This window comes from Enterobacter sp. PI-10, assembly GCF_027947695.1.
In the GTDB taxonomy this organism is placed as follows: Bacteria; Pseudomonadota; Gammaproteobacteria; order Enterobacterales; family Enterobacteriaceae; genus Enterobacter; species Enterobacter vonholyi.
Map to the genome: position 1 here is coordinate 131,909 of NZ_JAJNOG010000007.1, position 21,553 is coordinate 153,461.

Annotated in this window: 18 protein-coding genes; 5 read left to right on the top strand and 13 right to left on the bottom strand. The window is 55.9% G+C overall.

Going from position 1 to position 21,553, the window contains the following annotated elements:
- Window positions 1–366 precede the first annotated feature (366 nt).
- The 4 genes from LRM19_RS15770 to LRM19_RS15785 all read left to right on the top strand — a co-directional run bounded on the left by LRM19_RS15770 (window position 367) and on the right by LRM19_RS15785 (window position 5,533).
- Window positions 367–984: a fimbrial protein gene (locus tag LRM19_RS15770; RefSeq protein WP_320739696.1), complete on the top strand. Its 618-nt coding sequence runs from the start codon at window positions 367–369 to the stop codon at window positions 982–984.
- A 135-nt stretch (window positions 985–1,119) separates the two neighbouring features.
- Window positions 1,120–1,812 (top strand): fimbrial biogenesis chaperone, encoded by a 693-nt coding sequence (locus tag LRM19_RS15775; RefSeq protein ID WP_271369343.1) that lies wholly within the window; start codon window positions 1,120–1,122, stop codon window positions 1,810–1,812.
- Window positions 1,813–1,821: 9 nt separating this feature from the next.
- Window positions 1,822–4,362, top strand: a complete 2,541-nt coding sequence (locus LRM19_RS15780; RefSeq protein WP_271369345.1) for a fimbria/pilus outer membrane usher protein — start codon at window positions 1,822–1,824, stop codon at window positions 4,360–4,362.
- Between the two features lie 4 nt (window positions 4,363–4,366).
- Entirely contained in the window at window positions 4,367–5,533 is a 1,167-nt protein-coding gene (locus LRM19_RS15785) for a fimbrial protein (RefSeq protein ID WP_271369347.1), read from the top strand.
- 48 nt (window positions 5,534–5,581) lie between these two features.
- On the opposite strand, the gene cheZ is transcribed toward LRM19_RS15785, so the two are convergent.
- The 11 genes from cheZ to LRM19_RS15840 all read right to left on the bottom strand — a co-directional run bounded on the left by cheZ (window position 5,582) and on the right by LRM19_RS15840 (window position 17,198).
- Window positions 5,582–6,226 carry a protein phosphatase CheZ gene (gene cheZ, locus LRM19_RS15790; protein WP_111964828.1) on the bottom strand — a complete coding sequence of 215 codons (645 nt, stop codon included), beginning with the start codon at window positions 6,224–6,226 and terminating at the stop codon, window positions 5,582–5,584.
- A gap of 10 nt (window positions 6,227–6,236) precedes the next feature.
- Complete coding sequence (gene cheY, locus LRM19_RS15795; protein WP_008500431.1) at window positions 6,237–6,626, bottom strand: chemotaxis response regulator CheY; 390 nt, start codon at window positions 6,624–6,626, stop codon at window positions 6,237–6,239.
- Between the two features lie 17 nt (window positions 6,627–6,643).
- Window positions 6,644–7,693, bottom strand: coding sequence for a protein-glutamate methylesterase/protein-glutamine glutaminase (locus LRM19_RS15800; RefSeq protein ID WP_008500430.1), 1,050 nt, complete (start codon window positions 7,691–7,693; stop codon window positions 6,644–6,646).
- Window positions 7,690–8,556 carry a protein-glutamate O-methyltransferase CheR gene (gene cheR, locus LRM19_RS15805; protein WP_271369352.1) on the bottom strand — a complete coding sequence of 289 codons (867 nt, stop codon included), beginning with the start codon at window positions 8,554–8,556 and terminating at the stop codon, window positions 7,690–7,692. Before cheR ends, LRM19_RS15800 begins: the two co-directional genes overlap by 4 nt.
- Before the next feature lie 19 nt (window positions 8,557–8,575).
- Complete coding sequence (gene tap / locus LRM19_RS15810) at window positions 8,576–10,177, bottom strand: methyl-accepting chemotaxis protein IV (RefSeq protein ID WP_271369354.1); 1,602 nt, start codon at window positions 10,175–10,177, stop codon at window positions 8,576–8,578.
- A gap of 44 nt (window positions 10,178–10,221) precedes the next feature.
- Complete coding sequence (gene tar, locus LRM19_RS15815) at window positions 10,222–11,889, bottom strand: methyl-accepting chemotaxis protein II (RefSeq protein WP_115875701.1); 1,668 nt, start codon at window positions 11,887–11,889, stop codon at window positions 10,222–10,224.
- Window positions 11,890–11,973: 84 nt separating this feature from the next.
- Window positions 11,974–12,936 carry a Csu type fimbrial protein gene (locus tag LRM19_RS15820; protein ID WP_271369357.1) on the bottom strand — a complete coding sequence of 321 codons (963 nt, stop codon included), beginning with the start codon at window positions 12,934–12,936 and terminating at the stop codon, window positions 11,974–11,976.
- On the bottom strand, window positions 12,933–15,317 hold the full coding sequence (locus tag LRM19_RS15825) for a fimbria/pilus outer membrane usher protein (protein WP_271369359.1): 2,385 nt from the start codon (window positions 15,315–15,317) through the stop codon (window positions 12,933–12,935). The genes LRM19_RS15820 and LRM19_RS15825 overlap by 4 nt, the downstream gene beginning before the upstream one ends.
- Entirely contained in the window at window positions 15,293–16,048 is a 756-nt protein-coding gene (locus LRM19_RS15830) for a fimbrial biogenesis chaperone (protein WP_111964833.1), read from the bottom strand. The genes LRM19_RS15825 and LRM19_RS15830 overlap by 25 nt, the downstream gene beginning before the upstream one ends.
- A gap of 16 nt (window positions 16,049–16,064) precedes the next feature.
- Window positions 16,065–16,613: a Csu type fimbrial protein gene (locus tag LRM19_RS15835; RefSeq protein ID WP_111964834.1), complete on the bottom strand. Its 549-nt coding sequence runs from the start codon at window positions 16,611–16,613 to the stop codon at window positions 16,065–16,067.
- Window positions 16,614–16,625: 12 nt separating this feature from the next.
- The gene (locus LRM19_RS15840) at window positions 16,626–17,198 is read right to left on the bottom strand and encodes a Csu type fimbrial protein (RefSeq protein WP_111964835.1); all 573 of its coding nucleotides are present in this window, start codon (window positions 17,196–17,198) and stop codon (window positions 16,626–16,628) included.
- Window positions 17,199–17,628: 430 nt separating this feature from the next.
- Here LRM19_RS15840 and LRM19_RS15845 point away from each other — a divergent pair, with 430 nt between their 5' ends.
- Window positions 17,629–18,894 carry a dicarboxylate/amino acid:cation symporter gene (locus tag LRM19_RS15845; RefSeq protein ID WP_111964836.1) on the top strand — a complete coding sequence of 422 codons (1,266 nt, stop codon included), beginning with the start codon at window positions 17,629–17,631 and terminating at the stop codon, window positions 18,892–18,894.
- Window positions 18,895–18,986: 92 nt separating this feature from the next.
- On the opposite strand, the gene cheW is transcribed toward LRM19_RS15845, so the two are convergent.
- Window positions 18,987–19,490, bottom strand: coding sequence for a chemotaxis protein CheW (gene cheW, locus LRM19_RS15850; RefSeq protein ID WP_023312262.1), 504 nt, complete (start codon window positions 19,488–19,490; stop codon window positions 18,987–18,989).
- A gap of 19 nt (window positions 19,491–19,509) precedes the next feature.
- Window positions 19,510–21,549 carry a chemotaxis protein CheA gene (gene cheA / locus LRM19_RS15855; RefSeq protein ID WP_271369366.1) on the bottom strand — a complete coding sequence of 680 codons (2,040 nt, stop codon included), beginning with the start codon at window positions 21,547–21,549 and terminating at the stop codon, window positions 19,510–19,512.
- Between the last annotated feature and the right edge of the window lie 4 nt (window positions 21,550–21,553).

The window sequence follows — 21,553 nt, forward strand, 5'->3', positions numbered from 1 at the left end:
AAGACCGCCCTACGCGCCTTGAGTGAGCGAAGAGAGGGCAAGTCATGACTGAACAAATAGGGACCAGCTTTTATGATGCGTTTCATATCACAAAAGGAATTAAGCTCAGATTTAAAGAACGTTTACTCAAAAAAATATTCAGAAAGAAAATTAACATAGCAGTCGATTTTATCCACCAGGTATTGCAGGATTGATGCAGCTATGTAAATCCAATAACCCAGAGCAATTAAAAGTATATAAGCCATTACTACAGACAATCCAAAAATGGATTAATCTCTCTAACATTAGCTTTGTGACTCCCTTACCAGAAGAAATTTAAATGTTATAATTTCATGCGACATAATTTACCTTTCACCAGAAAGCAAAATGTATGCCAGATATTTCTTTTTAATTAAAGGGACATTTAAGATGGATTTCAAAAAGAATATTTTTGCGGGCTTAACCCTTGCAACACTGTCGATGAATGGTTTCGCCGCAGAAATGAATGCCGGCGCTATTCACTTCACGGGTGAAATTATCGAATCAAGCTGCACGATTGAGGGTGACAATGACACGGACAGTACAGTCCCATTGGGTACCTATCCTGTATCACTATTTACTGATATTGGGACGGAAACCTCACTCGTGCCGTTTTCCGTAACGCTTGCAAACTGCCCGTTAAAAAGCGATGGGCTGCCAGCTGTACAGTTGACCTTTAACGGCCCAACAACCCTGACCGGGGCCAAAACATTACTCGACGTCAGTACAATTACCACTAAGGGCGATACCGCGGCCACCGGCATCGGCGTTGCCGTCAGCCTGGCGGGTAAAGATGATAAACTCATTACGATGGACGGCGCTGAAGGGCAGGTCTACATCGAACTGGCGTCAAAATCCTCAGATACCATTAAGGCTGATTTTAATGCCCGCTATAAATCATTTGCAGCTGCGGTTACCGCCGGTCCAGCAGATGCTGATATGACAGTAAATATTCTTTACCGTTAACAGACGCATTACTAATATTCACAATATATATATTTAGCCGTCATGACATTTAAGGAGTCATGAACTGATAATAGTCCGAATCCGGATTCGGACTATTATCAATTCCTCTCAACCTCCTTTATTAAAGGTTTCACCATGCGCATATCACTCCAGGTCTTATTATGTATTCCTGTTATTGCGAGCACCGTTTGTAACGCATCTGGTGTTCAGATAGGCCGCACACGCATAATCTACGATGCCACAAAAAAGGAAGTTGCCCTGCCCTTACAAAATAATGATAAAGAGCTTCCATGGTTAATACAGTCATGGACAGATACGGGTGATGGTAAAACGCACGGACCGTTTATCGTGACACCACCGCTCTTTCGACTCGATCCGCAAAAAGAGCAAAGCCTGCGCATTAGCTGGAACGGAACAACCTTACCCGGGGATAAAGAGTCTCTGTTCTATATGAACGTGCGAACCGTTCCTGCCACGGCATCGGATGAGGATGACAAAAACGTCCTACGGTTAATTTATAAAACGCGTCTGAAACTGTTCTGGCGCCCTGCCGGACTCAGCGGTACCCCCTCTGAATCCTGCAAAAACCTGCGCTTTGCTCGTCATGGTCAGCAGCTCACTGTCATCAATGCGGGGACGTTCTACAGCGTCTTTGATTCACTTGCTTTGGGCACGCACAAAGTGGAGAAGGCCGACATGGTTGCCCCTAAATCCCGCGTTGAGATTCCTCTCCCTGCCAATGCACAGAGTACTAGCGTCACCTGGCGCTGTATAACCGATTACGGGAACGCTTCCGAAAAACACACCTCCACCCTGGCGCAGGATTAAAAGACGGCGATGATGACAGGACGTAATGATTTGTCATACGTGCGGCTCTTCAGAACGAATCCGCTTCTTCGCTGCCTTGGCGGTATTTTGCTCTTCGCAAGCGTCTCGACGCTGGCCCGTGAGTATCGTTTTTCTCCCTCATCGCTTGAAGGGAATATGCTGGCCCGGCAGGATATCGACCTTTCACTCTTTTCAAAGTCGAATGCTCAGCTACCCGGCACCTATTCTTCACGAGTGCAGGTGAACGAGCGCCGCCTGAGCAACACCAATATCGCTTACGTCAGCTCCTCGGAAGGGGCACTGATACCTCAGCTCACCCCGGATATGCTGCGGACATGGGGGATTGCTATTGACCGTTATCCCGCCTTGCTTACATTACCCGCCAATAAGGCTTTGCCTAAAGATATAGGCAACTATATCCCCCAGGCCTCTGCGCGGCTTGATTTTTCAACCATGACATTAGCGTTGAGTATTCCTCAGGCCGCGCTAAGTGGTCCCGGTCGCGATTACATCGATCCCTCGCGCTGGGACGATGGTGTCCCTGTGTTGTTCAGTGACTACGCTTTTTCAGGATCAATAAATAAGGACAGCGGCGACGGTAGCGCCACCAATCAGTATCTGAATTTGCGCACCGGCGCCAACCTGGGTGGCTGGAGAGCGCGCAACTATTCAACGTGGAGCAATTCGGATAATGAAAACCTGTGGGAAAACATCAATACCTTCCTGCAGCATGACGTTGACGCCCTCAAGGCGCAGTTCACAGCCGGAGAAAGCAACACGCGGGGCGATGTATTTGATAGCTTACAGTACCGAGGCGTCAACCTTGCGTCGGATGAAGAGATGCTTCCCTATAGCCAACGCGGCTATGCCCCTGTCATACGCGGCAACGCCAGTTCAAATGCGGAAGTCTCGGTGCGCCAGAATGGCTATCTCATCTATCAGCAAAATGTCGCGCCGGGTGCGTTCGAGATCAACGATCTCTACTCCACTACCAACAGCGGCGATCTGGACGTTACGGTGAAAGAGGCTGACGGCACCGAGCATCACTTTACGCAGCCCTATTCCAGTATCGCGGTTATGCTGCGGCCTGGGCGTATGAAGTACGAAATTACGGCAGGCCGTTATCGTGCTGAAAGCGGGAGCGACCAAAAGGAACCCGACTTCTTCCAGGGAAGTATGATTTACGGCTTAAATAATCTTCTCACCTGGTTTGGGGGGCTGACGCTCTCGAAAGACTATAACGCAGCCAATACCGGTACCGGTCTGGCACTCGGACCTCTGGGCTCACTGTCGGCTGACGTTACTATGGCCGACACCCGGCTAGACGATAAGAGCCAGCATGCCGGCCAGTCATGGCGTTTGCTTTATACCGGTAAACTGGATTCGACCGATACCAACTTCAGCCTCGGCAGCTACCGATACAGCAGCCGCGGATATTACAGCTTCGCTGACGCCAACCAAAAGCGTGAAGGCCACGAAGACGATCTGCCGTTTCGTTACAATAAACGCAACCGCATTCAGGGCAGCGTCAGCCAAAGCGTTGCTGGGGCGAGTCTGTATCTTAACGGTTATCAGCAGGATTATTGGGGCACATCTAAAAAAGAGCGCAGCCTGTCGGTTGGATTTAATACCGTCGTTGCCGGCACGAGTTATCACATGGCCTATACGTACAGCAAAACCAACGACGAAGAGCCTGACAGGATGGTCTCTTTGGGATTTAGCATTCCTCTCGCCAGATGGCTACCACGCGCTTGGAGTAGCTATAACATCAGCAATACTAAAAATGGCTATACGCGGCAAAACGTGGGCCTCAGCGGCACGCTGCTCGACGACGAGCGTTTGAGCTACTCGTTACAGCAGAGCCATTCCAACCACGACGGGGATAATATCAGCAGCGTCTATGGCAGCTACCACTCGCAATACGCAAACCTGACCGCAGGCTATTACACCTCCACCGATGACACTCAGCAGCTTAACTATGGCATTAGCGGCGGTATTGTTGCCCATCCTCAGGGCGTCACGCTGACTCAACCTTTAGGCAGCCAGTTTGCTATCGTGAACGCCAACAACGCGCCCGACGTCCGTTTCCTGAACCAGCGTGGTATTAAGACCGACTGGCAGGGTAACGCAGTCATTCCATCGCTCACTCCGTATCAGGAGAACAATATTCGTATTGATACCTCGAGCCTGCCGGAAAATGTGGACAGCAGCGATACCGCCATCACCGTGATTCCCTCGCGCAACGCGGCGGTGCTGGCCAGATTTGACGCACACACAGGCTACAGGATGCTGGTCACCCTGAAGCGTCCAAACGGCCTCCCCGTTCCGTTCGGCGCTATCGCGACCAGTAGCGCCCCGGTGATGAGCGGCATCGTCGATGATACCGGCACCGTCTATCTGGCAGGCCTTGGAGAGACCGCACAGCTCACCGTGAAATGGGGCAACGGCACAGGGCAACAGTGCCGCGCCAGCATTACGCAACAGTCAGCTAACCAAACCGAAAGCCCTAACGGTATTCGCTCGGTTAGCGAGCTTTGTCAGCAGGAATAAGGACATGAGAACTATATTCAAGAAACAGGCCGTCTGGGCTTCCCTGGCCACGGCATTGAGCCTGACCACAGCCAGCCCGTGCAGGGGTGCCGTGACTATACTTTATAACTGCTTCGGTGCACCGCAAACCTACACCACTTCGTTCGATCATGAGTTTTCGTCCAGCGAAAATATTGCCAATCATGACTATGATGTGCCAAATCATCTGGTCGGCAATGGCCCGGTGATAGTTGCCAACTGCGACTGTCCCGGAAATATGTTTTCTTCGAGCATGGTCTATGAAAAAACGTTTGCCGGGAGCCCTCTGAGTCCGGGTACAAACGGTTACGGCTATTTGACCGAAAAGATCGATGCCGATATCACCGCCTACGCTGACGCAATCAACTCTCCGGATGGTAATTCTTTGACCCCGTTAGCTATCAATGAATACCCGACGACCCGAGGTAATATGCGTAGCACTACCGAGAGTGCACTCGCCAAAACGGAAGGAGATGCCAACGTTTGCAGTAGTAGCACTCAGCCCAGCAATGCCGCTGCAATAAAGCGTAATTTCCGCTGGAACGTCGTTGCTATCATGCTCCACATTAAAAAACCCATCCTGGGTCAGGAGGTGATCCCTTCGATGATTGTCGCGCAAAACTATGCCTGTCTTTATTTCGGCACGGGGGGAAGCTGCGATCCCGGGCTGGCAGACCAGGTTTCTGATATCTGGTTTAGCGGCACGCTTTCTGCGCCGCTAAGCTGCACCATCAACGCAGGCAGCACCATTGAGGTTGAGTTCGGCGGCATTGTCAGCAAGCAATTCGTCAGCAAGGGGCAACCGCCAAAACGATATGCCCTCAAAAACGTCGATATTGCCTATCATTGTGATGATAACGCAGTGGGAAACACGGATCGGATAAAACTTACGCTCACAGCAGATCAGGGCGTGGCGGATAGCAGTACGCCGTACATTGCAAAACTTCTGGAAAGGGACGATCTCGGGGTGCGTGTATATGATGAAAACAGTCAAAACGTCGCGCTGGATGGTACCTATGAGTTTCCGGTGACAATGGACGAGCAGGGAAACGGAGTGGTTAAAATTCAGGCCGCGCCGGTTGGCACGACTAATGTCCCCCCTGCCCCGGGCCATTTTGAAGGTAACGTGACAGTGAAGATGGATCTTCGCTAATCGAAATACCCTCAGGTTGACGCCGCAGCCTGAGGGTAATCAGAACAATCAGAAGCCGAGGCTGTCCAGCAGGTCGTCTACCTGATCCTGGCTTGCCACAACGCCTGCCTTGGTGGCGTCGAGCTGTGGACCATTGAGCAGGCTTTCGTTCTCGCGTTTTGGACGGGCTGCAGGTTCCGGAATGTTCTCCAGCAGAACCATCAGCAGCTGGCGCTCAATCTCCTGGATAACATCCATCATGCGCTTGATGACCTGACCGGTCAGGTCCTGGAAATCCTGCGCCATCATGATGTCCAGCAACTGGGCGTTGGTGAAGCTGGTGTGGCCCGGCACATCGCCCAGGTACTGACGAGTATCCGTCACCAGCTCGCGGGCATCAGCCAGCTCGATAGGATTTTCAAACCACTCGTCCCAGCGTTTGCTCAGGGCTTTCGCCCCCTTTTCCATCGCATCCTGGTGCGGCTGTGATGCTTCAACGCTGTTCAGCGCACGTTCCGCGGCCTGAGCGGTCATCTGCACGACATAGTCCAGACGATCGCGGGCATCAGGAATCGCTTCCGCCGCTTCGGCAATTGCCTGATCCAGACCCAGCTCGCGCAGGCTGTCACGCAGCATGCGCGTCAGGCTGCCGATGCGGACGATGATATCGCTCGGCGAGTGTTCTTCAACGGGTTTCATAGCAGGTTGCAACATTTCCATCACCTCACATGCCGAGTTTCTCGAAGATCTTACCGAGCTTCTCTTCCAGGGTTGCCGCGGTGAATGGCTTCACCACATAGCCGCTTGCGCCCGCCTGTGCAGCGGCAATGATGTTCTCTTTTTTCGCTTCTGCAGTGACCATCAGAACCGGCATAGACGCCATTCCCGCATCGGCACGAATGGTTTTCAGCAGTTCCAGACCGTCCATGTTTGGCATGTTCCAGTCGGAGATAACAAAACCAAACCCGCCAGCCTGCAGTTTGTTCAGCGCATCAACGCCATCTTCTGCTTCTTCAACGTTGTTGAAGCCCAGCTCTTTCAGCAGGTTGCGTACGATGCGACGCATGGTGGAAAAGTCATCCACAACCAAAAACTTAAGCTCTTTATCCGCCATAAAATAATACTCCTGAGTCAAATACGTATTGCCTGTCCGGCACTGATTTTCGCCAGCATCTGCTGGCTTACCTGGCTAAGATCGACCACTTCGCTCACGCCACCCATATTGATGGCCTCGCGCGGCATGCCGAACACCACACAACTTGCTTCATTCTGCGCAATCGTCCAGGCGCCAGCCTGGTGCATTGCAAGCATTCCGGCGGCACCGTCGTTGCCCATCCCCGTCAGGATCACCCCAACGGCGTTGCGCCCCGCATGTTTTGCCACCGAATGAAACAGCACATCCACCGACGGACGGTGCCGGTTGACCGGCGGTCCGTCATGAATTTTGATTTGATAGTTAGCGCCGCTGCGCGCCAGCTCCATATGCTTGTCGCCCGGCGCGATATAGGCATGCCCCGGGAGCACGCGCTCGCCGTCTTCCGCCTCTTTCACGCTAATCTGGCACAGCTTGTTCAGGCGTTCGGCGAACGAACGGGTAAATCCTGGCGGCATATGCTGAGTGATCAGAATACCCGGACTTGAAAGCGGCAATGGCTGGAGTACATGACGAATTGCCTCTGTTCCTCCGGTTGACGCCCCAATGACCAGCAGTTTTTCCGAGCTGAGTAATGGACCGGCCTTCAGGGTCGCCGGCGCGGCCATCGGCGTGTGGGCGGCAAGCTTCGCACGCGACGCGGTGCGGATCTTCTCGGCGATCATCTCGCTGTAGGCCAGCATCCCTTCGCGAATGCCGAGCTGCGGCTTGGTGACAAAATCCACCGCCCCCAGCTCCAGCGCGCGCAGGGTGATTTCCGATCCTTTCCCGGTCAGGGAGGAGACCATCACCACCGGCATAGGCCGCAGCCGCATTAATTTTTCGAGGAAATCGATGCCATCCATGCGCGGCATCTCGACATCCAGCGTTAGCACATCGGGGTTATATTTTTTAATTAAATCCCGCGCTACCAGCGGATCGGGCGCGGTTGCCACCATCTCCATGTCGCTGTGGCTATTGATAATTTCAGTCATGATCTGACGCATCAGCGCTGAATCATCGACAGACAACACCCTGATTTTACTCATGCTTTTTCCTTACTCAGCGCATATACCGTTTGCCCACGCAGGCTAAACTCACGCACGAGGTTGCTGAAGTTTTCCGAGTGCCCGGCAAACAGTAAACCGTCAGGCTTGAGCAACGGAACAAACCGACGCAGAATGTCCTGTTGCGTCGTTTTATCAAAATAGATCATGACGTTACGGCAAAAAATGGCGTCGAACGGCCCCGGCACGTTGTACTGCTTATCCAGCAGGTTAACGGGCGCGAATTCGACGCAGTTCGCCAGCTCCTGGCGTACGCGCACCAGGCCTTCATGCGGGCCCGTCCCGCGCATGAAATAACGCTGCAGCTGCTGCGGCGACAGCGTTTTCAGTTCATCCTGGCGATAAACACCGTTACGCGCCTTCTCCAGCACTTCAGTATCGATATCGCTGGCGTAGACCTTCCAGCGTCCCGGCGTCATTCCCAGCGTATCGGCAAGGGTGATCGCCAGCGAGTACGGCTCTTCACCCGTCGAGGCGGCCGCACTCCAGACGCGATACTCCCCGGTGCGACGGCGCGCATGCTCGGACAGAACCGGGAAGTGGTGAGCTTCACGGAAAAACGCCGTCAGGTTGGTGGTTAACGAGTTAATAAAAGCCTGCCACTCGGCGCTGTTCTGGTTCGCCTCGAGCATGCTCAGATAGCGGCCAAAATCATCCAGCCCCAGCGTACGCAAGCGCCGCACCAGACGGTTGTAGACCATGTCCCGCTTATGATCCGCAAGCACGATCCCCGCACGCTGGTAGATTAACTGACATATCCGACGAAAATGCGCGTCGGACAGCGCGAGGCGCTGTGTCATCTGCAACAATAATGACGTTTGCCCAGGGGGCATTGGTGATGTCATAGCGCCTTCTTAATTACATTCAGGATACAACTGGCACGGCCTGCGACCGCCCGACTTCTGTTACTGCTTCAACGTGCTCTTTCACATTAAATACCGCGACCAGTCCGGTAAGACGATCCGCCTGGCTGGCCAGCTGATCGGTTGCCGCTGCCGCTTCCTCAACTAACGAGGCGTTCTGTTGCGTCACCTGATCCATCTGGCTGACCGCCTGGGCTACCTGCTCAATGCCGCGACGCTGTTCATCCGACGCCGAGGCAATTTCGCCCATAATGTCGTTAACCCGCGTCACGGAGGTGACGATCTCGTGCATGGTTTTCGCCGCCGTATCCACAAGCGTTGAGCCCTGCTGAACGCGCGAGACCGACTCTTCGATCAGGACCTTGATTTCTTTCGCCGCGTTGGCGCTGCGGCTCGCCAGGTTACGCACTTCACCCGCCACCACCGCAAACCCGCGCCCCTGCTCCCCGGCACGCGCCGCTTCCACAGCGGCATTCAGCGCCAGAATGTTGGTCTGGAACGCGATACCGTCAATCACGCTGATGATGTCACCAATTTTCTGCGAGCTGGTGGCAATCTCCTGCATGGTGCTGGCGACATGGGACGCCTGGTCACCGCCTTTCTTCGCCGTCATCGCCGCCTGTTTTGACAGGTCAGACGCCTGGCGCGCGTTATCGGCGTTCTGGCTTACCGTCGCCGTCAGCTGCTCCATGCTGGCCGCCGTCTGCGCCAGCGAGGCCGCCTGCTGCTCTGTGCGGGATGAGAGATCGTTGTTACCTGCCGCAATCTCTGAGATCCCGGTGTGCATGGCATGGCTACCCTGCCGCACGTCGCTCACCGTTTCCCGCAGCGATCCCTGCATCGCCTTCAGGCTGGCAAAGATCGCCGAAATTTCGTTTTTGCCGAACACCGCCACCGGACGCGCCAGGTCGCCTTTTGCAATACTGTCGAAGTGGCTGCTGACGATCGCCAGCGGCTGCACAATCATTCTGCGCGACCAGAGCAGCGCCCCGCCGGTCAGCAACCCTGCCAGAATCACCACCACGGCGAAGATGACGCCCGACATGTGATAGCTTTGACGGCTCTGGTCACCGGCACGCTGTACAGACTGGTTAATATCCTGCTGCCAGGCGTTGAAGCTGCCGTCAAACGCTGCCTGAGACGCCTGGACCGGTGCGGTCATAAAGTCCGACAGCTGGTTGTTCTCAAGCCACGTCGCCTGGTGGTCCAGATCGCTGTACCACTGCTCAAAGTTCGTCTTCATGGCGGCCTTCAGCGCTTTCTCTTTCTCGCTGTCGGCGGCCTGCGCCGTAAAGGCTTTAAACTGTGCGTCAGCCTGTTTCAGGCTGTCGCGCGCGGTGGCCATCAGCGCTTTAATGTCATCCGGCGGATAGCTCAGCGCGGTTAAGGTTCCCGCCTTGTTCAGCGCAGTGCTTGCCTGCAACAGCACGGCACGCGTTTGTGCCAGTGCGGAGCGCTGCTGATTACTCGCCTCAACTTCCTGCAAATTCTGATAGCCATCGCGAAACGCCCAAAAAGACAACCCGTTACTGCCAACCTGCAACACACCGCAAAGGATCAGAATCAAAAACAGTGTGGTCGAGATACGAATACGATTTAACATCCACGCTCCCATCAAGCGGCAAGCAGCCGCGGTTTAATTGTCAGTCAAAATGTTTCCCAGTTTTCATCTTGTCCGGTCGTCGCGGTACGCGTACGGAGCGCAGCCTGTTCAGCGGCTGGCGCGCGGTACGTCGCCTGCGGAGTGACCGTGTTTCCAGCGAGTGAAGCGAGACGAAACGCCGAGACGGCCATTTTCAGACGGCTCGCCTGGTCTTCCAGGGCAGCGGCCGCCGCAGCGGACTCCTGCACCAGCGCGGCGTTTTGCTGTGTCACGCGATCCATTTCCGATACCGCCAGGGCAACCTGGTCGATACCACGACTCTGCTCATCAGACGCAGAGGCGATTTCCCCCATGATGTCCGTCACGCGGGTAACGGCATTCACGATGTCATTCATGGTCTCCCCGGCGCTTTCCACCAGCACGGAGCCGGTATCCACGCGGGAGACAGAGTCTTCAATCAGCGACTTGATCTCTTTTGCCGCGTTGGCGCTGCGGCTGGCCAGGTTGCGCACTTCCCCGGCCACCACGGCAAACCCGCGCCCCTGTTCGCCCGCTCGCGCCGCTTCCACGGCGGCGTTCAGCGCCAGAATGTTGGTCTGGAAGGCAATGCCGTCGATAACGCTGATGATGTCGGCGATTTTCTTCGAGCTGTCGGCGATTTCGTGCATGGTTTTCACCACGCCATCCACCACGCGTCCGCCGCGCTGCGCCGTCTCGGAGGCGCTTTCTGCCAGCTGAGACGCCTGGCGGGCGTTATCGGCGTTCTGCTTCACGGTCGCGGTGAGCTGCTCCATGCTGGCGGCCGTCTCTTCCAGGGCGGAAGCCTGCTGTTCGGTACGGGATGAGAGATCGTTATTCCCCATCGCAATTTCGCTGGTGCCGGTATAGATAGCCTCCGACCCGTTACGCACGTTGGCGACGGTTTCGATTAACGAACGCTGCATATGGTCAACGCTGTTTGCCAGCTCGGTGATCTCATTGCGCCCGGAAACGGTCAGCGTTTTAGTCAGATCGCCTCCGGCAATTTCACGAATGTGGGCAATGACGCGCCCAAGAGGATTCAGCAGAATATGGCGAATGCCGTACCAGACCGCGACCAGCACGATGACCAGCGCCAGCGCCATTACGGCCATCTGCCATTTCGCAAAGCGGTAGTCATTCTGACTTGCCGTAAAGGCCGAGTGATAGAGATCGCCACTGGCCTTCGCGTATTCCCCCAGCGCCGCGCCGAGTGCGTTTTGCATCCCCTGCGTCGGCTGCGCGAAATAGGCGTCCATATTTCCGCTCTCCAGGAACTGAATGAGCTCTGTCAGACCGGTATGGTAGGCATTGTATTTTTCATCGATATTCTGGCTCACCTGCTCCATAGCAGGCTGCGGGGCGATCTTTTTGAAGGCGTCGTAATGTTTCGCGGCGTCAGCGAGGGTGGCACGGGCATTTTTCAACAGATCGGTTTTCGCGCTGCTCTGCTGATTGTTAGGGTCCATCATCATGCGCGCGGACGAGCGGCTCAGGTTGATACGCGTTTGCAGCATCAGATCCCACGTCGACGTGAGTTCACTCTGCTGCAGGCGGAGATCGTTCGAGGCCGCGAAGCTGTCCTGGTTCTGTTTTAATGACGAGAAAAAAAGCCCGCCGGAGATGAGCTGAAGAAGTGCGAAAATGACCAGCACCATCATGAGCATTGTGACAACGCGGATACGGTTCAACATACAACACCTTCTCATAGATTTATTAACGGTGTTATCGGCACAGCCCACAGGAACTTTACATTTGCGAAAGGGAAAAGCGCGGGGTTAAAACGCCACGTCGACAATCAGCGTGTCGGTGTAGGTTCCGGCAGGAGGCGTGGCCTGACTGGTCAGGACTTTCGCGGTGTAGTTGTAGGTGCGCAGTAAACCGTCGGCACTCACCTGCGACGACGTCGCGCTGGACCAGCGCTCGCTGCCGCTGCCGCCCCAGCGGTTACCGGTGGCTTCCTTATAGATGTCGTAGCTCATGGCGTTACTGCCGCTCACCATGCGCCGCACGTTGTTCAGCGCGTTGGCACCGTTATTAATGCCGATGGTATACGTACTGCCTTTGGTACAGGTGACGGCAATCGCCTGCGAGACGGTAGGGAAACTTTGCACCAGCGGCGCGCTGTTGAAGTTGACGTCCGGCGTGGTCATGGCGCTGCAGTCGTTGGTGACGGTCATATCTAACAGGATGGTGGTTGTCGCGGTACCCGTCTGATTGATTGAGCAAAGGCCGAGCGCGCCCACGGAGCAGACGCTGTAGTTAACGCTGAAGGTTAACTGCACCTGATATGGCCCGGCAGTCACGTTTTGCCCGGCGACGGTGCGGAAATAAAGTGGAATGTTGTACTGCTTTGACCCCAGCAATCCCAGAAGGGTATTCCCGCTCCAGGTATATGATTTACTTATCTGTATCTCGCTGCTGCTCGCGCACCCCGATAGCCCGCACAGCCGGGTGGGGATCACGTCCGTGATGGCCGCATTATCCGTGCGTTTCATGGTGGCCCGACTGTTGCCCGAAACCGATGCCGCGGTGTAGGTCAGCGTTACCGAGTCGCTGGTCAGCAGATTCAACACGGCATCGCAGGCCACCACCAGCGTGCCGGTGGTTTGAACTTCCCCGGTTCCGCTGAGCGCGAACGAAGTGACGCTGCCAAACGACGCATTAACCGTACTGACGGTACACGCCGCCCAGCCGCCGCCGGAGAAAAGCAGCAGGATCAACAGCAGCAGGCGCGTCATGGCTCCTCCCGACAAATCAGCGGCCCGTAGGTTTTTAGCTTGTGCTCCGGATTGGCCCCCACGGTCAGAGTGGTCTTGCAGCGTTTTCCATCAGGTGCGATCACCTCAAGCGGGTTCACATCGCTGAGATTTTCCAGCCATGCGATGCCGTCATACCCCACCACCGCATTGCTGCGCGAGACCCGTCGGACCTGGCTTCCCACCGGCAGCGCCTGGCCGCGCGCATCATGCAAAATGACGCTTGCCACCCGCTCCTGCTCCATCGGGAAATCGACCAGATAGCCGCTGTGGCGGCGGATCGCTATCCGCCGTTCGGTCTCTTTCAGACGGGTATCCGCCGGCAGATTCAGGGTATCAATCCGGTAGCTTGCCGGATAATACGCCGACACCCCGCTGATCAGCAGGTAGCCATTATTATTGGTTTTACCGACGGGCTGGTTCTCATAGCTGACGGGCACATCCGGGTGGCCGTCGGTACTGATAACCACAAATGCATCGTTGATCTTATTCGCTGCAAACAGCTCGCCGTCCATCAGCACAATTGCGCCCATCGCCTCGCCCCACCAGGTCATGGTGTCCCTTTCGCCATAGCCGCCGCCCTGCAGCTCTATGTTGTTATTGCGCCAGCCCAGCGTAGCCTGTTGATAATCGCTGGATCTTGACTGGTTGGCCCAGGCCATGTTCCAGCTGAAACCACCGTCAGAAGGCATAGAGTGGTTGTAGTTAATGCGCTGGGTACTGCCGGCATCCGGGGTATTTTCAACGGTGACGGCAGCGCTGTCGCGTGCCCCCAGCGGCACCTGCAGCGACAGCGCGACCGTCCAGTCTCCCCGCTGCTGGTCCCGGCTGCCGGCCAGGTAAATGCTGCTCGCCCCCCACAGGTTGCGGCTCCAGGAGAGATTGAGCAGCTCGGTTTTCTGACTGTCAAAACTCTCCACGCCGATCCAGGCCGCGCCGATGTTGCCGTACTGTCCCAGGTTGAAGGTCAGAGAATACTGGTCCGTATTGCGGCTGAAGCTGGCGATGGGTTTATTGTTCTCGTCATACACCGTCGGCTGGTCGTAGAGGGCCAGATTGCCAAAGCCGCGGTCACGGCGCGTGTGTTGAGTGGCGACGCTAAATTCGCTGGTACTGTACTGGTAACCCCAGTTGATTTGCCCGCCCGCATCCCCGCGCATGCGGCTCTGCGAGTAAGAGGTATTTACCACGCCAAACTGGCCGAGTTTTATTACCGTTCCCGCGCCACCCAGCGCCAGCTCCTGCGCCCCTTCTGCATGCCCTTCCAGCGTTAGCCAGTCCGTCACCCCGTAGCGATACGAGCCGCTGCCTGCCGCCGAGCCGTAGTCAAAATTCTTGATACCGTAATTACGCCGCAGGCTGCCGAACGTCACGGCGCCGTCGCTCAGCCCTTTTTTAAGCAAGTCGCTGGTGACGTAAAACGGGAGCGTGGTGCTGACCTGGCGTCCCAGCGCATCCGTTGTGACCAGAACCGCATCCCCGGCGCCGTTGATATAGGGTAAATTAGTCAGGGTGAAGGGGCCGGGCTGAAGCTGGGTCGAACCGGAGCGATAGCCGTTGATAAAAAGATCGACCGAGGTAGGTACCGCGGCTTCCCCTGCGAACTCGGGCAGCGGCCACGTCACCAGGTCAGGTCGCAGGGAGAAATCCCGCCCTACGCTTACGCCCCCCATCCGCACGCTGGAGCTCCAGCTCAGGGCATCGCTGATCACGTCCCCGACGCTCCAGCTCATCGCGTCATCTTCGTGAGTGAACAGCAGGGTCGTATCATAGCGGACATACCCTTCCTGCTGGCCGTCATTACCGGTGAAATTTTCCCGCGCGTAACCGGTGGAGGAAAACGAGCCGTTCTCGTTGAAGTAGCGGAACTCATGCCAGAGCGACGCCTGACCGCCGATATGCTCCGCGTGGTTAGTGTAGAGATCGTAATTCAGCAGCGCCCCGCGGCCAAAGTGCGGTTTGGCCTGCGCCGTTTGCCCGCTAAAAGACGTCACGCGGGCCGTCACCCAGTCACGGGGCACGGTCAGCAGCAGGCGCTGCGCGGCGCTGTCATACTCGACCCGAACCTGAGCAAGCGAGGAGAGATTCACCTCTCCGGTAGGAACATGCGCCGGGGGCAGCCCCGCGCGCAGCAAATCGGCGCTTGAGATAAAGAAAGCGCCTTTACGCTGCGTTACGGGCACGACCAGACCGGTATCGTAGTGGTTCAGCACGAGGGCAAGCTGGAAAACCGCTTCATCATTTATCGTCTGCGCCTGCGGAGGCGGCGGCAAACTGTCGTCGCCGGGCTCGGCCAGGGTCGCGGAACTGACGCAAAGCAGTATCATCATCGCCGGCTTCAGTTGACGGGCGTCGACTGCCATTGTGCGTCCCTGGCATTAATCTGTGCGCTCATCCGCTCTGGCTGACGAACGCCAGCGGGTATGGGCCAGCTGCGGGTGCTGCCCGGGAGGACGTAACCCAGTAGTCCTTCCGCTACCGTGCGTTTCTGCCCTCCCTGCTCCAGCGTCACCTGGCTCAGCCTGACATGGACATCCCCCCGATTTCTGACCTCCAGCACAGGCTGCCCCTCCGCGCGCGTCACACGCCAGCTCAGGTTTTGGGGTTCCGCCAGCGCGTGATGCGCGCCCTCTTTCATGGTTCGGATCCCCTGTCCATACACGAACAGAGGGATGGAGTAACGCATCTGCAATTTGAGGCCGATGGCGGGTTCGGCTTTTGCATCAGGCTGGGGGATTTCATCCACGATAATGCGGTAAGCCTGTTCGACGCCCGCGGGAACCGCAGCCTGTTTGATAAGGCGAATAAGCTGCTTGCTGCCTGTGCCAATCGTGACGATGGGCGGGCTGGCGACCACGTCCTGCTGCGAGGTATATCGCTCGTGTCCGTCCTCCTGCTTCCAGCGCACGATGCGGACCTGCATCGTCGTGGCGCTGTTTCCCTGGTTCTGGATCCACAGTTCAGTGGCGTTGGCGTCCGCTGCAAGCCACGGGTCGATAGGCCAGAGCAGAATGGTGGCTGCCGCCTGCGCCTGGCCGGCAACCGCCATTCCCAACGCGCCCGCCAGACAAACGGGTCTGAAAAATGGCTTCATCAACACTCTCCCTTTATTACCATGACAAGGTCACGGTGAGCTGATCGGAATAGGTTCCCGCCGGGCTAAACCCGGTCAGTAGCGCTACGCCAAAAAGCGGTAGCGCGATGTTATTGCTGTTGGTATAGGTCACCGGTATCGCCTGGTTGACGCCAATTTCACTGTTTGCGGCCAGCGAGCTGCTGCTGTAGAGCCGGTATGGCACCAGCTCTGTTCCACCGGACCGCTTCATGCGGCGAACGGATGAATAATTCTGCCCGCCATTAATGCTCATGCTCAGCGACACGCCCGGCGTACAGGCGATAGACAACGCCCCGTTTGGCACAAAGCTGGTGCTGACCGGCGCGCTCTCGACGCCGTTATGGCTGCCAAAATCCAGCGTACCGAGAAGCCCTCCGCTACCGGTGGCCACCGCGCACCCTGGAACAATCGTCGCGCTGACCTTAAAGGACTGGGATGTCACCGCATCCGCTGCGGGCATCATGAGCAATCCGGCGATCAGCGCGAAAAAAGGCTGCACGATTCCCTCTGCGCGATTGCGCAGACCAGTAAGAGTTGCCTTCATGGCGGTGCAGGACTAATAGGTTACGCTGACGTTTATCGTGTCGGTGTAGGTGCCCGGGACGACCGTCACGCTGTTACCGCCGCCGGTAATCCGTCCGTAGAGGGTGTAACTGTCCACACCTCCGGCCGTTGAGGCGATCGGCAGCGCGGCATTATTGGCAATCACGCTGTTAAACCCGCTGTCGCTGTACAGGCTGTATGCCACACCCTGAGCCGCGTTGGCGGTGTTAACCAGATAGCGCGCAGGTGTTCCCGGGGTGCCGACAACGGTGCCGGGGGCGGTAGAGTTGGTGTTGCCGGTGATCGCCACCGTATAGCTGGCGGTTGTACATTGAATGGTGAAGGTGTTTCCGCCGCTGGCGCCGGTTAGCTGCGTGGTCAGAGTGGAAAACGTTGCGGGATGGGTGCCGAAATCCAGTGTCCCGAAGTTAATGCCGTTTTGCGTGGGCGATCCGTTTATCAGACAACCATTCGTGAGCGTCAGCGTCGCCCCGATGGTGCCGCTGCTGGTGACGGCCAGCGCCTGATGGACCGTTGTCGCAGTCAGTAAGGTGCCTGCGCAGATCAAAAGGAGTTTTCTTTTCATTTACCACCCTCCAGAAGACGTCTCCGTTCCCTTGCCACGTTTTATTTTTGTCGTTCAAGATGTTAGCCCCGCTTAATGTTCCTCTGAGGGGGGTTATTGAGAATTTAGTTTACGGATATCGCTTCGACCACCTGCCATACAGCGCATAAGCCATATGTCTTATTGACTAATTTTCCCTATAAATAACAGATAGTTAAATTTAAACAGGCAGCGATTTTATTATATCTGAGGAGAATATATCCATTAAAGTGTGACGACGATCGCAATATATCGTCTGCACATTAACAACAAAATTAATAAAACTTAAAAAGGAGTTGTATCCCCCTACACTTTGCGTCAATTTATGTGCCGAATAATTTCCTGCGTCGTAATAAAAAATTTATATGTATCGACGCGGGCTACATCTGAAGCGCATAGAGGGTCTTTTTTCGTGGCAAGTGCAAACAAACTCACACTCTTCATCGTGATATTCATGCTGGCGGGTATTCTTTCAGGGGCAGCAATTCATGAGTATGCATCTGCGGATGCCATCAAAGCCTGGTCGGATAATATTACCCTTCTGACCGATATTTTCCTCCGTCTGATCAAAATGGTCATTGCACCGTTGGTCTTTAGTACGCTCACCGTTGGCATTATGAAGCTGGGCGAAACTTCCACCATTGGCCGCGTCGGCGGTAAAGCGATGGTGTGGTTTATCAGCTCATCCGTGCTCTCTATTCTGGTCGGACTGTTTATCGTCACGCTGGAGCATCCGGGGAGCGGTCTGAACCTGACGATCCCTACCGAGGCGGTAGATACCGGTCTGGCCGTTGGAGGCATGACGCTGAAAGCGTTCCTGTCGCACACCATTCCAACCAGTATCGCAGGGGCGATGTCAAACAATGAGATCCTGCAGATTGTGGTGTTCTCGATGTTCTTCGGCATTGGCGGCGCGTCGCTGGGACAGAAATTCAACGCCCCGCTGGTGGCCGCGCTGGATGTGGTTTCCCATATCATGCTGAAGGTCACGGGTTATGTGATGTACGTTGCGCCGCTGGCCATTTTCGCGGCGATTTCCTCCGTCATTGCCACGCAGGGTCTGGGCATTCTGCTGAACTACGCCTCGTTTATTGGTGGCTACTATGTTGCCATTCTTCTTACCTGCATGGTGCTGCTGGCCGTGGGTTACATGGTGCTGAAAAAAGAGGTGTTTCGCCTGGTCAGCATGCTGAAAGACCCTGTTCTGGTGGCGTTTACCACCAGCAGCTCTGAAGCCGCCTATCCTAAAACGCTGGAACAGCTGGAGCGCTTTGGCTGCTCGCGCAACATCGCCTCTTTCGTTCTGCCGATTGGCTACTCCTTCAACCTGGTAGGTTCGATGGTGTACTGCTCATTCGCCTCGATGTTTATCGCGCAGGCATACAACATTCACCTGAGCTTCTCTGAAGTGACGGTGCTGATGCTGACTCTGATGCTGGCGTCGAAAGGGATTGCAGGCGTACCGCGTTCTTCCCTGGTGGTGCTGGCAGCAACCATTCCGAGCTTTAATATTCCGGTGGCGGGTATTCTGCTCCTCATGGGGATCGACCACTTCCTGGATATGGGCCGTTCCGCAATTAACGTTCTGGGGAATGGTATTGCGACCGCGATGCTGTCGCAGAATGAAGGTGCGCGGGAAGCGGACGCTGAAGCTGAACTGGTAAAGCAGGAAGCGTAAGGTGAAAAAAAGGGTGAGGCCTGATGCCCTCACCCACAGGATGAGGGAGCAAATACAAAAAACGGCAACCTCGGTTGCCGTTTTGCATTTACTTACGCGACGTGACTCGCGGCGATGTCCAGCAGCGCCATCTCATCGCTGTTCAGCAGCTTCTCAATATTCACCAGAATCAGCATACGCTCGCCGAGCGCGCCCAGTCCGGTCAGATATTCGGTCGACAGCGTGACCGCAAACTCCGGTGCAGGACGAATTTGGTCAGAGGTCAGGGAAAGCACATCAGAGACGCCATCCACCACGATACCTACCACGCGCTGCCCCAGATTCAGAACGATCACCACGGTGTTGTCGTCGTAGTCAACGTCGCCCTGGCTGAACTTCACGCGCAGGTCCACGATTGGCACAATGACGCCACGCAGGTTAGTGACACCTTTAATAAACGCAGGCGTGTTAGCGATGCGGGTAACCTGGTCGTAACCACGGATTTCCTGCACTTTCAGGATATCGATGCCGTACTCCTCATCGCCTAAAGTGAATACCAGGAATTCCTGCCCTGATGGCTCGCCCGCCAGTTTCGTTACATTACTCATACCGGTCATGTTATTACCTTCTACTTAATCAGGCGGCTGTGTACGCCACACGTTGTTCACGATTTAATCCCTGAAGCGCCGACACGTCGACGATCAGCGCCACGCTACCATCACCCAGAATGGTGGCGGCAGAAATACCCGGCACTTTGCGGTAGTTGCTTTCGAGGTTCTTCACCACCACCTGGTGCTGACCAATCAGCTGATCGACCAGCAGCGCGTAGCGTCGCCCCGCGCTTTGCAGGATCACAACGATGCCCTGCGTGGCCTCGGTCTTCGCCCCGTCCACTTCGAACACTTTCCACAGTTCCACCAGCGGCAGGTACTCACCGCGCACTTCGAGGACGCGCTCGCCGCCCGCCAGCGGATGCAGATCTTCTTCACGCGGCTGCAGGGATTCCATCACGGCGTTCAGCGGCAGGATAAAGACTTCGTCCGCCACTTTGACCGACATGCCGTCGAGGATCGCCAGCGTCAGCGGCAGCAGGATGCGAATGGTGGTGCCGGAACCCTGTTTAGACTGGATCTCAACGTGGCCGCCCATCTCCTGGATGTTACGTTTCACCACATCCATGCCAACGCCGCGTCCGGAGACGTCGGTCACCTGCTCCGCGGTAGAGAAGCCCGGCGCGAAGATCAGCATGCCCACTTCTTCGTCGGTCATGTTTTCATTGACCGCCATCCCCTGCGAAATCGCTTTTGCCAGGATGCGCTCGCGGTTAAGACCCGCGCCGTCGTCGGTCACTTCGATGCAGATGTTTCCGCCCTGGTGTTCCGCAGAGAGGATCAGGTTGCCGACCGGGGATTTACCGGCGGCAATGCGGTTTTCCGGCAGTTCGATCCCGTGGTCGAGGCTGTTACGCACCAGGTGCGTTAACGGGTCAATAATGCGCTCGATCAGGCTCTTATCCAGTTCGGTTGAGCTGCCCATCAGGGTCAGTTCAATTTGTTTGTTCAGCTTGCTGGCAAGGTCGCGGACCAGACGCGGGAAGCGGCTGAAGACATATTCCATCGGCATCATACGGATGGACATGACCGATTCCTGCAGGTCGCGGGCGTTACGCTGCAGCTGACCCATGCTGGTAATCAGGTCGCCGTGCGTGACCGGATCCAGTTCGTTAGAACGTTGCGCCAGCATCGACTGGGTGATCACCAGTTCGCCAACCAGGTTAATCAGCTGGTCAACCTTCTCAACGGCAACGCGGATACTGGTTGACTCGCTGGAGCGAGCGGCAGGTTTCTCACCACGTCCACCGGGTGCCGCAGCCTCTTTTGGCACGGCCTTCAGCGCCGGGGCCGCAGATGCCACAGCCGGTGCGGCGGCCTGAGCCACAACAGCCACCTCTTCCGCAGCGGCAGGGGCGTCAACCGCAGCAGTTTCGGTTTCGAAAGCAATCTGGTCAGCTTCAATCACAAAGCACAACACCGCTACGATATCGTCCTGGCCAATACCGTCATCAAGCGTCGCGGCCAGGCTGTCTTTGCCTTTTACCACGTTGCTTAACTTCGCCAGGTTGCCCAGCTCTTCTTCCAGCAGGTTAACTTCATTCTCTTTGAGGCGTGACAGCACAACGCGCAGTTTTCCCGCCTGTGCAGCGGCTGGCGCGGCCTCATCGACAGCAACAGCATCGACAACGCTCAGTTTCGCCGCAGGGACAACGGCTGCAGCGACCTCACCTTTTGCTTCCAGGGCGAGCTGGCGCAGCGCATTGCAGATGTATTCAAAGCTGGCGGCATCAGGCTCTGCCGAACTTTTATAGGCGTCGAGCTGTTCCTGCATAATATCTTTGGTTTCCAAAAACAGGTTGATAATGTCGGTATTGAGCTGCATCTCACCGCGTCGCGCTTCATCAAGCAGGTTTTCCATTAAATGGGTCGTTTCCTGCAGGATGGTAAATCCAAACGTTCCGGCTCCGCCTTTAATAGAGTGCGCCGCACGGAAGATGGCATTGAGCTGCTCGGAGTCCGGTGCTTCGGGCACCAAATCGAGCAAGTGTTGCTCCATATCGGCCAACAATTCGTCGGCTTCATCAAAGAATGTCTGGTAAAAATCGCTAATATCCATGCTCACGCTA